Below are 13,714 nucleotides of genomic sequence, written 5' to 3' on the forward strand. Positions count from 1 at the left end.
GAGGAATCCGATGACGACCACCACCGAGGCGACCGCGCAGCTCGCTGCGCTCGAGCTCAGTGCGACCCCCGAGAGCGCGCTCGCCTTGTTCGACTCGCTGCCTGCTGTGGCGTGCTCCGAGATGTCGGGCCGCTACCGCGGTCGCGAGCTCTTCACGGGCCACCCGATGGACGGGCTGCTGGCCGCCTCGGGGTGGTACGGGAAGCAGTTCGACGATGTCGATCACGTCCACCCGTTGCTGTTCAAGAGCCCGGGCGGCGACATCTTCCCGGTCGAGCCGCGCAAGATGCCGCTCGGCGTCGCAGCCAAGGTGCCGGCGAAGGCCGTCTCCAAGGCGCACACGACGGTGGGTGTGCTCAAGCCGGCGATCCGCACGAAGAAGCACCGCGCACGGCTGCGCGCCGTGGACTACCGCGGGGTCGTGAGTGCCGCGATGGTCTACGACCACCTGCCGATCATCGACGTGTTCCGTCGCGTCGACGCCGACACCCTGCTCGGCGTGATGGACCTGCGCGGGTCCACGCCGTACGTCTTCATCCTCGAGAAGGACGGCGAGTGACGCCCGAGGAGCTGGCGCACGCCGGCCTCGACCTGGCGGTCGACGGTGTCGTCGCGACCATCACGCTCAACCGGCCCGAGGTCCGCAACGCCCAGGTCCCACGGATGTGGGCCGGGATCGCGCGGATCCTGCGCGAGCTGGGCGACGACGTCCGTGTCGTCGTGGTGCGCGGTGCCGGCGGCACGTTCTCGGCCGGTCTCGACCTGTCGCTCCTCGACCCGGCCAAGCCCGAGGAGGACGGCAACTTCATCGCCACCCTCGGTCTCCCGGACCAGGCGATCATCGACCAGATCGGGATCTACCAGGAGCCGTTCGCGCTGCTGGCCAGCCCGCGGTTCATCACGATCGCCGTCGTCGAGGGCCACGCGATCGGTGCCGGATTCCAGCTTGCGCTGTCCTGCGACCTCCGGATCGTGGCCGACGACGCACGCTTCTGCATGAAGGAGCCCGCGCTCGGCCTGGTGCCCGACCTCGTCGGGACCAAGCCGCTCGTCGAGGCGGTCGGCTACGCCCGCGCCCTGGAGATCTGCGCGTCGGCGCGCATCGTGTCGGGAGCCGAAGCGGGGGAGATCGGGATCGCCCAGGTCGTCGCCCCGGCCAGCGAGCTCGACGGTGCGCTTGCCGCCATGGTCGACGCCGTCACCGCACACGCGCACGGTGCCGTCACGGCGACCAAGCAGCTGCTCCAGGATGCTCCTTCGCGCAGCCTCGACGACCAGCGGCTCGCCGAGCGCACCGCCCAGGTGGGGCGGTTCCGCGCCCTCGCCGGCGGCTAGCTAGCCGGGGGGTCAACGGCCGCCCGAGAGGGCGGTCGCATGGTCGCCGACGAGCAAGAAGGTCTCGACGCACCGCTCGACCAGCTCGTCGCGGTCCAGCGGGAGCGTGCCCGAGGTCCAGTCGGTCAGCACCTCGAGCAGTCCGCCCAGCAGCATCCGGGCCGCGAAGTCGGCGTCGCGCTGCACGGCGGGCGTGAGCTCGATCCGGAGGGTGGTGAGTCCGCGTTCGACGATGAGGCCGACGAGCACTTGCGCGAGGTCGGCTCGCATCCGGGCGAGTACCGGGTGGCCGGCGGACTCGATGACGAGCCGGCGGAGCGCCGGATCATCGGCGAGGAGGTCGACGCCCGCGCCGATCACACCGGTGGCCTGCCCACGGGCGTCGGCTGCGGCAGCACCGATCGCCTCCGCGAGAGTGCTGAGCACGCGACCTGCGGCGTGCTCGGCGACAGCGACGACGAGGTCCTCCATCGTCGGAAAGCTCTCGTAGTAGTAGCGCTCGTTGAGCCCTGCGGTCCGGCAGACGCGGTTGACGGTCAGTCCGGCCGTGCCGTCCTCGCCGATGACCGCCAGGGCGGCCTCGACCAGCCGGTCACGGCGGTCGGCCTGGCGCTGCTCGGCAGGCACGCCGCCGTACGCACGGCCCGGTGTCGTTCCCGGTGTCGTCATGGTCACAACTCTGGCAGATGTCGTTGCCACTTTCGCGCCGCACTGCCACACTGGAGCGAATCTGGTGGGACTCCTTGCCAGAAATGTGGAGGCGACATGAGCGGCTACTTCAGTGACAAGTCGATGGTGGCCCGCGCCGTCAGCCAGCGTGCGGTCGGACTGACGTGGGGCCAGCGGGCGCTAGTGATCGGCGGCCTCCACCCCCGCCTCTTCGTCGGTACGGCGCAGCACACCAGTCACCGTGAGTCGCCCTACACGCGCCTCGGCCTGACTGCGCGTCTGATGGAGGCGGTCTTCCTCGGCACCAAGGAGGAGGCCGACCGAGCTCTGGCCTTCGCGGCGAAGCGGCACACGACCGTGCGGGGGACGATGCAGGTCGACGGTGGCGCCGCCCACCCGAAGGGGGCGTCCTACGACGCCGCCGACCCCGGCCTGATGTGGTGGACCGCGGCCTTCTCCCTCGACTCCGTCGAGCACATGTACGACGCGATGGTGCGCCGCATGACCAACGACGAGCGCGAGGACCTCTTCCATGGCTTCGTCACCTGGGCCGAGCTGTTCGGGATGCCGCGCTCGGCCGCGCCGGCGTCCTACCAGGCGTTCCGGATCACCTTCGACACCTGGTTGCACTCCGAGGAGCCCCGCCTCGTCGACGAGGCGCGACTCATCGGCCGCAGCATCGCCGGCACCAGCGGCTACCACCTCCCGCTGCGCCAGGTGACCTCGCCGGCTCTCGCGACCGTCGTGCAGGGGAGCCTTCCGCCGGTGGTCCGCGCGCACTACGGGATCGGTTGGAACGCGCTGGACGAGGCCCGCTGGCAGGCGGTCAGTCGGGCCAGTCGGATCGCCCACAGCCGGGTGCCGCTCGTGGCGAGCACGCCGCCGCTGCGTGGCCGCAGCGCCGAGTTCTACAAGGTCGTCCAGCGCTCGGAGAAGGCACTCATCGCCCGAGGCGGCACCAGCATCCCCGGCATCTCGGACGTGCCGTCGCCCTACAGCGCGCAGGGCGAGACGGCCTGACCGTCGGCCCGCCCGCTGGCCTCGCCGCCCCGGAGACGCGCGTCACCCCCACCCTGTGCGAGTGGTGTGCACCTGCATGGCAGAATGTGACCTGCGGTCTTGACGCCTCCGGGCTGGGCCGCGCCCTACTGCTGGTCTCCGCTGTTGTATCGAGAGGTGTTCGTGTCGTCGAACGCACGCAAGGTCCCCGCTGAGGTTCTCGCGCACCCGTCCATCGTCGCTCTGATCGAGCAGGCTGCTCCCGTCGGTAGCGTGAGCCCGGAGGACGTCAGGCAGGCGTGCGCCGCCGCCGATGTCGCCGCGCCGCACCTCAAGTCGTTCCTGGGCCACCTCGCCGGCCTCGGCATCACCGTCGCCATGCCCGCGGCCGGTCGCGCCGTCGCGGCGACGACCACCCGCAAGACGGCCACCGCGAGCACGGCGAAGAAGGCTGCTCCGGCTCCCGCCGCGAAGAAGGCTGCCGCCGCCCCCGCTGCGAAGAAGGCCGCCGCCGCCCCGGCGAAGAAGGCCGCCGCGGCTCCCGCTGCGAAGAAGGCCGCTCCGGCGAAGAAGGCTGCTGCCGCGAAGGCGGAGCCGGTCGTCGAGGTCGCGGTCGCTCCGGCCGTCGGGCCCGATGGCAAGAAGATCCTCCCCGACATCGCTGACGACGTCTTCGAGAACGACCTCGCGAGCGACCCGACGATCAAGAAGGACGAGGAAGAGGCCACCGCCACGTCATCGTTCGTGGTCTCGGCGGCAGACGACACCGACGAGCCTGCTCAGCAGGTCATGGTCGCCGGTGCGACCGCCGACCCGGTCAAGGACTACCTCAAGCAGATCGGCAAGGTGCCGCTCCTCAACGCCGAGATGGAGGTCGAGCTCGCCAAGCGGATCGAGGCCGGCCTCTTCTCCGAGGAGAAGCTCGGCAAGGGCGGCAAGATCACGCCCAAGCTCACCGAGGAGCTGGAGTGGATCGCCGAGGACGGGCGCCGCGCCAAGAACCACCTGCTCGAGGCCAACCTGCGTCTCGTCGTCTCGCTGGCCAAGCGCTACACCGGCCGCGGCATGCTCTTCCTCGACCTGATCCAGGAAGGCAACCTCGGTCTGATCCGTGCGGTCGAGAAGTTCGACTACACCAAGGGCTACAAGTTCTCGACCTACGCGACGTGGTGGATCCGACAGGCCATCACGCGCGCGATGGCCGACCAGGCCCGCACCATCCGTATCCCGGTGCACATGGTCGAGGTCATCAACAAGCTCGCCCGGGTCCAGCGCCAGATGCTGCAGGACCTCGGCCGCGAGCCCACGCCCGAAGAGCTCGCCAAGGAGCTCGACATGACGCCCGAGAAGGTCGTCGAGGTCCAGAAGTACGGTCGTGAGCCGATCTCGCTGCACACCCCGCTGGGTGAGGATGGCGACTCGGAGTTCGGCGACCTGATCGAGGACTCCGAGGCGATCGTCCCGGCCGACGCCGTGTCGTTCACGCTCCTTCAGGAGCAGCTCCACGCCGTGCTCGACACGCTCTCCGAGCGCGAGGCCGGCGTGGTCTCGATGCGGTTCGGTCTGACCGACGGCCAGCCCAAGACCCTCGACGAGATCGGCAAGGTCTACGGCGTGACCCGCGAGCGGATCCGCCAGATCGAGTCGAAAACCATGTCGAAACTGCGCCACCCGTCGCGCTCGCAGGTCCTGCGCGACTACCTCGACTGATCAGCGCGCTTCGCGCGCCCGTCGTACCTGACGTAGATGTCGTGATTTCGCAAGAACACGACACGTACGTCAGGTACGACGCTTTTTAGAGCGCGAGCGGAGAGATCCGCTGCCAGGGCTGGAGCTGCTCGATCTGAGCGGCGAGGGCGAGCAACTCGGCCTCCGAGCCGGGCTTGCCGACGAGCTGTACGCCGAGCGGCCGGCCGTCGGCGTCGAGACCTGCGGGCACCGACATGGCAGGCCAGCCGGCCATGTTCCAGGGTGCGGCGAAGGGGGCGTAGCGGGCGTTGGCCTGGATCGTGGCCAGCCAGCCGCCGCGTGACCAGTACTTCGCCTTGATCGGCGGCTGCGCCAGCGTCGGGGTGAGCAGCACGTCGGTGTCCTTGAAGAACTCCGTCGCGCGCGCCCGCCACTCCTCCTGCGGTCCCGGCTTCGGGAAGCCACGCCTGGCCAGCTGTCGGCCGATGCCGACGTGGCGCGCATTGCGCTTCTCGAGCTTGCTGATGTCGGCGAGCAGGCCGGCGTCGGCGGCCGCGCCGGTTGTCCAGAGGGCCATCCCGGTCGTCGAGATCAAGGTCGCCGGGTAGCGAGGCGTGCGCTCCTCGAGCCGATGCCCCGCACCGCGCAACAGCTCGGCCACCCGGCGGGCGCCCGCCGCCCACTCCTTCGACACCGGGAGCCCGGCGCTGGGCGCCTTCGTCGAGAGCGCGATGCGCAGCGTGCCCGGCTCGCTGATCGATGCGTACGACGGCTCGCCTGCCAGCACCGAGAACATCAGAGCGGCGTCGGCGACCGTGGTGGCGAGTGGTCCGTTCTCGGCCATCCCGTGCCAGGAGTTGGCGCCGAGGTCGGCCGGGACGACGCCGTAGCCAGGCTTGAGGCCGACCAGTCCGCAGCAGGCCGAGGGGATGCGGATCGACCCCATGCCGTCGTTGCCGTGGGCGATGGGCACGGCGCCCGACGCCACAGCGGCTGCAGAGCCCCCTGAGGACCCGCCCGGGGTGATGGCCGGGTCCCACGGGTTGCGGCTGATGCCGAAGACCGAGTCGGTCGCTCCCCAGATGCACAGCTCCGGCACCCGCGTCAGGCCGACGACGACTGCCCCTGCTGCGCGCAGCCGCTTCACGATCTCGTGGTTGCGCGTCTGGGGTGTCGGGTCCGACCCGGCCGACCCGTCCATCATCGGCTCGCCGGCGACCGGCACGTTGTCCTTGATCGCGATCGGCACTCCGGCCAGGGGGAGCGCGAAGCGGTCGGGGCGACCGTCGACCGCGTCGGCCTCGGCCAACGCCGCATCGCGACGCACGACCTGCCAGGCGTTGGTGAGCTTCTGCGACCGTTCGATCCGGGCGAGGGCGTCCTCGGCGGCTTGCCGGGCGGTCAGCGTGCCTTCGTGGACCTGGGATGCGATCTCGACCGCGGTCGGTGCTGACGTCACCTGTGCCATGGGCACACGTTAGACCGCGGCTCGCCGTACGACGACCACCGTGACGTCGTCGGTGGTCTGGCGGTCCATCCCGCGCACGACCAGCAACGACGCCATCGAGCCTGCGTCCTCGGTGACCGCGTGCGCTTCCCGGACGACGTCGAGCACCGCGGCCGCATTGCCGTGGACGTCGAGGAAGCCGTCGCTGACGACGGCGAGGGCCTCGCCCGGGCGGATCTCGTCGTGTCCCGGGACCCACTGGTCGTCGGGGAGAGCACCGATGGGCAGGCTGGCGCTGGACAGCCGCAGGGTGCGGTCGGGGCCGACGAGGAAGGCGAGCCCGTGGCCGGCGTCGACGTAGTCCATCGCGCCGTCGGTGATGCCGAACCGGGCAGCGAACATCGTGACGAAGCTGGATACCTCGTTGAGGTCCTCGTCCATGTCGCTCGCGACCCGCTCGATGCTCGCGCCGAGGGTGTTGTGGGGCGTCGTGCCGCGCAGGATCGCTCGTACGCCTGCGGCCAGCAGCGCAGCCTGCACGCCCTTGCCCATGACATCGGCCAGGACGATCTGGACCTCGCCGGACCGGTGGAGCTCTTGCCAGTCGAAGAAGTCCCCGCCGACCGCGCCGGCCTGCACGCATCGACCTGCCAGGTCCCAGCCCGGCAGGTCGGGGATGGTCCGCGGGAGGAGTCTGCGCTGCAGCTCGGCGCCCTGCTCCAGGTCGGCGCCCGTTGCGAGCTCCTTCTCGATCCAGCTCGCCAGGTCGCGGAGCATGGCGTGCTGACCCACGGACAGCTCGGTGCGCGGCTCGGTGTCGACCATGCAGAGGGCCCCGAGGCGCTGACCACCCGGCGACCGCAGGGGAGCGCCGACGTAGTAGCCGGCCTTGCCCTCCTCCGCGACGAGGTGCCCGGTAAGCCGCTCGTCGGTCTGGACGTCGGTGATCTCCAGGGTCCGGTCGCTCTCGATCGCCAGCGAGCACAGTGACTGCGACCGAGGAATGCTCGAGGTCGGTGCCCCGAAGAGGTTGCCCGTGGCGGCCTTGGTGAACTGCTCCTCCTCGCCGATGAGGTTGAGCGCCACGTAGGGCATGTTGAAGATGTGTTGAGCCAGCCGGACGACCCGGTCGAAGCGTTCCTCCGGCTGGGTGTTGAACAGGTTAAGGGCTCGTACGGCGGCGAGCCGCTCGTCCTCCGCCTCGTTGTCCACTCCGTGCCTCCTCAGCTGCTCGCCGCGCGGCGACGCACCAGGTGCCAGTGATTGGCGTCGCCCGCACGGGTGTAGTCGATCTCGTCGAGGATCGCCCGGGCCAGCGGCAGGCCCCGTCCGGACTCGGCGAGCTCGTCGGGCATGACGTAGTCGATGTCGCCGGGGTAGGCCTCCCCGGAGTCGGAGAGCACGGCCTCGAGCTGGCCGGGGAGCACGTCGAGGCTGAATCGCCACTGCACCTTCCCCAGCGGCCGGCCGTGCTCGACGACGTTGTTGGCGATCTCGATGACCGCGGTCTCGAAGAGCATCAGGTCCGACGAGTCGACCTCGGGGTGCTCGGAGCCGACCTGCTCGAGCAGGTCGTGCAGCGCCTCCACCCCCTCGGGCACGGCGAACCCGTGGAGGACGTAGCTGTCACCACTCATGGATCGCGTCCTCGACGGTGTCGAAGGGTGTGAGGATCCGGTCCAGGTTGGTCAGCTTGAGGACGGTGACGACCTGCTCACCCGCAGCCGCGATGCGGAGGTCACCGCCCGCCTGGCGCGCGGTCTTGAGCCCCCCTATGAGGGCACCCAGACCGGAGGAGTCGATGAAATCCACCTCGGAGAGGTCGACGACGATCCGGGCGGACCCGGCGGCCACCGTCTCGTCGATCCGCGTCTTGACCCGAGGCGCCGACATCATGTTGAAGCGCCCGGAGGTCGAAAGCACCACCACGCCGTCGCGCTCGCTCTGCTCGATCTGCATCAGGACACCAGCTCCTCGTTGGTCACATCTTCAATGGGATCGGGTTCGGGCGCGCGGTAGAGCGCGGCCTCGATGATGACGCTGAGCACGATCAGGTCGTAGAGCACCCAGATCGTGTTGACGCCGACGCCGATGACGCTCAGGTTGTCAGTGGTCATCAGCTGGACGACACCCGACAAGACGGCGAGGGTCAGCAGGACCATCACGAGCAGCTGCGGCCAGATCAGCCGCCAGGGGAAGGGTTGTCGGCCGCCCTCGCGGACCTTCGGCGTGACGATGAAGCCGAGCTCGCGCCCGAACCACACGTTGCCGACGGCCGTGGTGCATGCCTTGATCCAGATCGGGAAGAGGGCGAGCGAGTACTGGTGCCCGCGCCAGGTCCGCACGCCGTAGCCGACGATCCCGAACACGAGCTGGTTGAGCAGGAAGTACGGCGTGAAGAGGGCCAGGAAGGTCAGTCCGTAGGCGTGGACCGGCAGCACCCCGGCGGTCAGGTAGAGGACCGGAGCCAGCAGGTAGGCGAGAGCCGCGAAGCCGGAGAGGTAGCTCCACATCGTCGCGAAGTACATCAACCGCTGACCCGCCGTCAGGCCGCGCTTCTTGAGCGGGTTGTCCTTCAGGAGCACCTGGAGGGTGCCCTGGGCCCACCGGAGCCGCTGCTTGAGCATCGTGCCGACGTCTTCAGGCGCCAGGCCGGTCGCGAGGATCTCGTGGTGGTAGGCCGACTTCCACCCGGCGGCGTGCAGCTCCATGCAGGTGGCCATGTCCTCGGTGACCGACACGATCGCCATCGGCATGACGGGTTGGGCCTCGTCGCTGCGGGTGACGTCGACCTTGCGCATCAGCTGGGCGACCTCTTCGAGTGCCGCCAGCGGGGAGAGGTCGCGGGTGGTCAGCTCGTGGAGCACGTCCTCCTGAACCATCGGGATGCCGGTCTCCGGGTCGGCGGTGATGCCGACCTCATCGGTGTAACCGAGCTCGGCGAGGTCGGCGGCGATCCCGGCCAGGTCGCGGTCGACGACTGATCGGCTCGCGGTGCGCACGGTCGACTGGAAGCGGAACGTGACGTCGCCGTAAGCCGCACCGTCGTCGAGGTCGGCGAGCGCCGTGCGCACGCCCTCGCGCACCTGGCTGATCGCGCCAGCGGTGTCGATGTCGCCCTTCCGCGCGCGGCGCGCGGCGCGCGCCAGGATGCGCTCGGACGCCTCGAGCGCGGCGCGAACCGCCGACTCGACGGCCTTGACGTAGCCGGTCACGCCGAGGCGCATCAGCGCCTCGCGGCGGATCACCGCGTTGGAGCCGCAGAAGAAGGCGGCGTTCCAACCGTCCTTCCCCTGCTGGATCGGTCCGTAGAAGAGCGGCGCCTGGCTGCCGAGCGGATCGGAGGCGCTGACGTTGCTGAACCACTGCGGGGTCTGGACCAGCGCCATCTCGGGGTCGTCGAACCAGCCGAGGGTGCGGTCGAGGATCTCCGGCTTCGGGATCTGGTCGGCGTCGAGGATCATCAGGAACTCGCCGCTGGTCTGCAGCAGGGCGTTGTTGAGGTTGCCGGCTTTCGCGTGCCGCGGACGATCGGCCCAGTCGTCGGTGCGCGTGACATAGCCGATGCCTGCGGCCTCCGCCGCTGCCTTCATCTCTGGCCGGGCGCCGTCGTCGAGGATGTAGGTCTGGTGCGGCCAGGTGATCTCGAGGGCCGCGAGCGCGGTCGTCATGACGAGGTCGACGGGTTCGTTGTAGGTGGTGACGAACACGTCGACGGTGGCGTCCGGGCTCGGCGGGGGAGCGGCGCCGCGGCGCTTGATGCGCCAGATCGTGAAGCCGAACAGGTAGCCGTCGATGAGGGCGTAGGTCTCGGCGAGGACCAGAGGGACCGCGATCCACCAGTAGTCCCAGTTGACCGACCAACCCCACCGCCAGACGAGGTAGACGGTGCCGGCCAGCAGGCTCAGGACCGTGACGATCCGGAGGGCGAAGAGTCGGCGTGGCGTCGTGCTCACCGCTTCTGCGCTTGGCGCGCCGTCCAGCATCGTCCCCCCTGCCGGTGTCCCGTCCTCGATCCTTCGGTCCAACCCTAAGGTCCCGGGGTCAACCTGCGGCGACGAATGCGACGGCAACCCCGCACAGGACCAGTCCGTAGGCCTGCCCGCGGAAGACGTGCTCGCGGAGCACGACCGCGGCGAGCAGGATCGTGAAGGCCGGGTAGAGCGAGGTCAGCACTGCGGCGACGGTCAGCAGGCCGCTCTGAGTGGCCAGCAGGAACATCAGGACGGCCGCGGTAGCGACCAGGCCGGCGACCGCACCCCACCACTCCGACGCTGCGGTCGGCAGCCAGGCCTCACGCAGGCCGCTCGCGATCAGGCAGATCGTCACCAGCGATGCGGCCTGCGTCACGGTCAGCGGCCAGAAGCCAGCCTCCTCCGGCACCTGGCCGAGCGCCACGAAGAGCAGGCCGAAGCCGAGCCCGGCGAGCACGCCGTCGAGGAACCCGGTGTGCGTCGGCGCCGCGTCGGTGTCCGTGCGGGTGTCGGTCTCGGGCATTCGCGCGACCAGCCAGATCCCCGGGAGCGCCGCCACGATGCCGACCAACGTGAGCGTCGACGGTCGCTCGCCGGTGGCAAGTCCGACGACCACCGGTACGACGGCCGCGCCGACCGCTGACACGGGAGCGACGACGCCCATCCGGCCGATGGCCAGCCCGCGATAGAGGAAGACACTGCCCGCGCCGCTCCCGAGACCGGCCGCCGCACCCCAGAGAAGGTCGGCGCTCGCCGGATCGCCACCGCGGACGGCCGCGACGACCGCTGCGCTGACCAGGCCGCCGAACGCGCCGAGGAGGGCGACCGGCCACGGCGTCGTACGGCGTGAGGCGAGGCCGCCGACGAAGTCGGACAACCCGTAGGCGACCGCGGCGCCGAGCGCCAGCACCACACCCATCGGCTACGGCCTCCCGTCGGCGAGACGTTTGTCTACGAAAAGGCTGAGGGCCCCGGACAGGTGTCCGGGGCCCTCAGCGAGGTCTGTTGGACGGATCAGCTCTCGTCGTCGGGCGCGACGGCGGGGGTGCTGGCCAGCTTGTGGGTCTCGTCGTGGACGGCCACGGCGATCTCCTTGAGCCGGTCGCCGTGCTCGCGGGCGTGGTGGGCGCAGAACAGCAGCTCGCCGCCCGAGGCGAGCTCGACGCGGAGGTAGGCCTGGGCACCGCAACGGTCGCAACGGTCTTCTGCCGTCAGCGGTGCGGAAGGTGCGATTGCAGTGGTCACGTCGGCCTCACTTTCGTCGGTCGACCTAATTATCGGTCGGTGCCGGGATCAACGTAGCGACCGGGCCCAAGATTCCCGGTTCTTTGTGGTCAATCCCACGACCATCCAAGCACGCGAAGGGCGGCGAGTGACTCTATTTTCACGTCGCGAAACATCCTTGTTATCTACGGCGTCGGGTTCCCCACATCGTGTCCCTCGGGATCCCCGTGTGCCTGCATCGAACCTCGGCGTGTCGCAGGTAGATTCATACCCAGGAAAGCCCAGTTTCAACCAGGAGCACCGTCATCACCGACAAGACCTACAACGCCGCTCACCTGCTCGTTCTCGAGGGGCTCGAGGCCGTCCGGAAGCGTCCCGGCATGTATATCGGGTCGACCGACACCCGGGGCCTGATGCACTGCTTGTGGGAGATCATCGACAACGGTGTCGACGAGGCGCTCGGCGGTCACGCCCGCCGTGTCGAGGTGACGCTCCACCCCGACGACTCTGTCGAGGTCTATGACGACGGCCGCGGCATCCCGACCGACAAGGAGCCGAAGACCGGCCTCCCCGGCGTCGAGGTCGTGGCCACCAAGCTCCACGCGGGTGGCAAGTTCGGCGGCGGCTCCTACAACGCCTCCGGTGGTCTCCACGGCGTCGGCCTCTCGGTTGTCAACGCCTTGTCGAGCCGGATGGACATCGACGTCGACCGGGCCCCGAACCAGCAGGGTCTCTCCTTCCAGCGGGGCATCCCGGGGGTCTTCGCCGAGGACGGCCCGAAGGCGGCGTTCGAGGCCAAGTCCGGGCTCACCCGCAAGGGCAAGCGGGTCGGCAAGGACCGCACCGGCACCCTCATCCGGTTCTGGCCCGACCGGCAGATCTTCACCAAGGACGCCCGGTTCGAGCTCGACGGCCTCGTCGGCCGGGCGCGGCAGACGGCCTACATCGTCCCGGGGCTCGAGCTGGTTGTGCGCGACCTGCGCGGACCGGAGCTCTTCGAGGAGAAGATCCGCCACGACGGCGGCATCTCGGAGTTCGCCGAGGCGCTCAGCCACGGCGAGCCGGTCACCGATGTGCTGCGGATCACCGGCACCGACACGTTCACCGAGACCGTCCCGATGCTCGACGACCAGGGTCACATGACGCCCCAGGACGTCGAGCGCGAGCTGACGGTCGACATCGCCGCCCGTTGGGACACCGGCTACGACACCGAGCTGCGCTCCTTCGTCAACGTGATCGCCACGCCGAAGGGTGGCACCCACGTCGCCGGCTTCGAGGCGGCGCTCACCAAGACGTTCAACGACGCCATGCGCGCAGCGAAGGCCCTGAAGGTCAACGACGACGACGTCATCAAGGACGACATCCTCGAGGGCCTCACCGCGGTCGTCACGGTGCGCTTGGCCGAGCCCCAGTTCGAGGGCCAGACCAAGGAGATCTTGGGCACGCCCGCCGTACGAGCCTCGGTCCGCAAGGTCGTCGCCGCGCAGCTCAAGGACTTCCTCGCCTCCACCAAGCGTGCTGAGAAGGCGCAGGCCAAGCTGCTGATGGAGAAGGTCGCCGGCGCCGCCAAAACCCGCATCGCGGCGCGCCAGCACAAGGAGACCCAGCGCCGTAAGAACGCCCTCGAGTCCTCGACGCTGCCCTCCAAGCTCGCCGACTGCCGCGCGGCCGACGCCGAGCGCACCGAGCTCTTCATCGTCGAGGGTGACTCCGCGCTCGGCACCGCCAAGCTGGCCCGCAACTCGGAGTTCCAGGCGCTGCTGCCCATCCGCGGGAAGATCCTCAACGTCCAGAAGGCGTCGGTCGGCGACATGCTCAAGAACGCCGAGTGCGGCTCGATCATCCAGGTGGTCGGTGCCGGCTCCGGACGGACGTTCGACATCGACGCAGCCCGTTACGGCCGGATCATCTTCATGGCCGACGCCGACTCCGACGGCGCCCACATCCGGTGCCTGCTCGCGACGCTGTTCTTCAAGTACATGCCCGAGCTGGTCCACGCCGGGCGCGTCTACACCGCCGTGCCGCCGCTGCACCGGATCGAGATCTCCAACCCCCGCAAGGGCCAGGAGAAGTACGTCTACACCTACTCCGACGACGAGCTCCAGCGGAAGCTCGCGGAGCTGAAGAAGAAGAACGTCCGCTGGAAGGACCCGGTGCAGCGCTACAAGGGTCTGGGCGAGATGGACGCCGACCAGCTGGCCGAAACCACCATGGACCCGCGCCACCGCACCCTGCGCCGGCTCACCGTCGACGACGCCGAGGAAGCCGCCCAGGTTTTCGAGCTGCTCATGGGTTCCGACGTCGCTCCTCGCAAGGAGTTCATCGTGCAGGGCGCCTACGAGGTCGACGTCGAGGCGCTCGACGCCTGAGCGGCGCC

General features: G+C 69.6%; 13 protein-coding genes. 5 read left to right on the top strand and 8 right to left on the bottom strand.

Going from position 1 to position 13,714, the window contains the following annotated elements:
• Positions 1-10: 10 nt before the first annotated feature.
• A complete protein-coding gene (locus tag F0U44_RS16725; RefSeq protein ID WP_149729501.1) occupies positions 11-559 on the top strand; it encodes a DUF4334 domain-containing protein in 549 nt (182 codons plus the stop codon).
• Positions 556-1,335 (top strand): enoyl-CoA hydratase/isomerase family protein, encoded by a 780-nt coding sequence (locus F0U44_RS16730; RefSeq protein WP_149729502.1) that lies wholly within the window; start codon positions 556-558, stop codon positions 1,333-1,335. Before F0U44_RS16725 ends, F0U44_RS16730 begins: the two co-directional genes overlap by 4 nt.
• A gap of 12 nt (positions 1,336-1,347) precedes the next feature.
• On the opposite strand, the gene F0U44_RS16735 is transcribed toward F0U44_RS16730, so the two are convergent.
• Positions 1,348-2,004 (bottom strand): TetR/AcrR family transcriptional regulator, encoded by a 657-nt coding sequence (locus F0U44_RS16735; protein WP_149729503.1) that lies wholly within the window; start codon positions 2,002-2,004, stop codon positions 1,348-1,350.
• A 96-nt stretch (positions 2,005-2,100) separates the two neighbouring features.
• Between F0U44_RS16735 and F0U44_RS16740 the strand changes: the two genes are divergently transcribed.
• On the top strand, positions 2,101-3,024 hold the full coding sequence (locus F0U44_RS16740) for an oxygenase MpaB family protein (protein WP_149729504.1): 924 nt from the start codon (positions 2,101-2,103) through the stop codon (positions 3,022-3,024).
• A 156-nt stretch (positions 3,025-3,180) separates the two neighbouring features.
• The gene (locus tag F0U44_RS16745; protein ID WP_149729505.1) at positions 3,181-4,713 is read left to right on the top strand and encodes an RNA polymerase sigma factor; all 1,533 of its coding nucleotides are present in this window, start codon (positions 3,181-3,183) and stop codon (positions 4,711-4,713) included.
• 85 nt (positions 4,714-4,798) lie between these two features.
• On the opposite strand, the gene F0U44_RS16750 is transcribed toward F0U44_RS16745, so the two are convergent.
• The 7 genes from F0U44_RS16750 to F0U44_RS16780 all read right to left on the bottom strand — a co-directional run bounded on the left by F0U44_RS16750 (position 4,799) and on the right by F0U44_RS16780 (position 11,358).
• Positions 4,799-6,160 carry an amidase gene (locus tag F0U44_RS16750; RefSeq protein ID WP_149729506.1) on the bottom strand — a complete coding sequence of 454 codons (1,362 nt, stop codon included), beginning with the start codon at positions 6,158-6,160 and terminating at the stop codon, positions 4,799-4,801.
• Positions 6,161-6,169: 9 nt separating this feature from the next.
• Complete coding sequence (locus F0U44_RS16755; RefSeq protein ID WP_188113528.1) at positions 6,170-7,351, bottom strand: PP2C family protein-serine/threonine phosphatase; 1,182 nt, start codon at positions 7,349-7,351, stop codon at positions 6,170-6,172.
• A gap of 11 nt (positions 7,352-7,362) precedes the next feature.
• Complete coding sequence (locus F0U44_RS16760) at positions 7,363-7,776, bottom strand: ATP-binding protein (RefSeq protein ID WP_149729508.1); 414 nt, start codon at positions 7,774-7,776, stop codon at positions 7,363-7,365.
• Complete coding sequence (locus F0U44_RS16765; protein ID WP_149729509.1) at positions 7,766-8,098, bottom strand: STAS domain-containing protein; 333 nt, start codon at positions 8,096-8,098, stop codon at positions 7,766-7,768. Before F0U44_RS16765 ends, F0U44_RS16760 begins: the two co-directional genes overlap by 11 nt.
• Entirely contained in the window at positions 8,098-10,095 is a 1,998-nt protein-coding gene (locus F0U44_RS16770) for a glycosyltransferase family 2 protein (RefSeq protein ID WP_223163728.1), read from the bottom strand. The genes F0U44_RS16765 and F0U44_RS16770 overlap by 1 nt, the downstream gene beginning before the upstream one ends.
• 88 nt (positions 10,096-10,183) lie before the next feature.
• Positions 10,184-11,032: an EamA family transporter gene (locus tag F0U44_RS16775; protein WP_149729511.1), complete on the bottom strand. Its 849-nt coding sequence runs from the start codon at positions 11,030-11,032 to the stop codon at positions 10,184-10,186.
• Between the two features lie 95 nt (positions 11,033-11,127).
• Entirely contained in the window at positions 11,128-11,358 is a 231-nt protein-coding gene (locus F0U44_RS16780; RefSeq protein WP_149729512.1) for a DUF7455 domain-containing protein, read from the bottom strand.
• Positions 11,359-11,600: 242 nt separating this feature from the next.
• Here F0U44_RS16780 and F0U44_RS16785 point away from each other — a divergent pair, with 242 nt between their 5' ends.
• Positions 11,601-13,706, top strand: a complete 2,106-nt coding sequence (locus tag F0U44_RS16785) for a DNA gyrase/topoisomerase IV subunit B (RefSeq protein WP_149729513.1) — start codon at positions 11,601-11,603, stop codon at positions 13,704-13,706.
• Positions 13,707-13,714 lie beyond the last annotated feature (8 nt).

Source organism: Nocardioides humilatus (assembly GCF_008373755.1).
In the GTDB taxonomy this organism is placed as follows: Bacteria; Actinomycetota; Actinomycetes; order Propionibacteriales; family Nocardioidaceae; genus Nocardioides; species Nocardioides humilatus.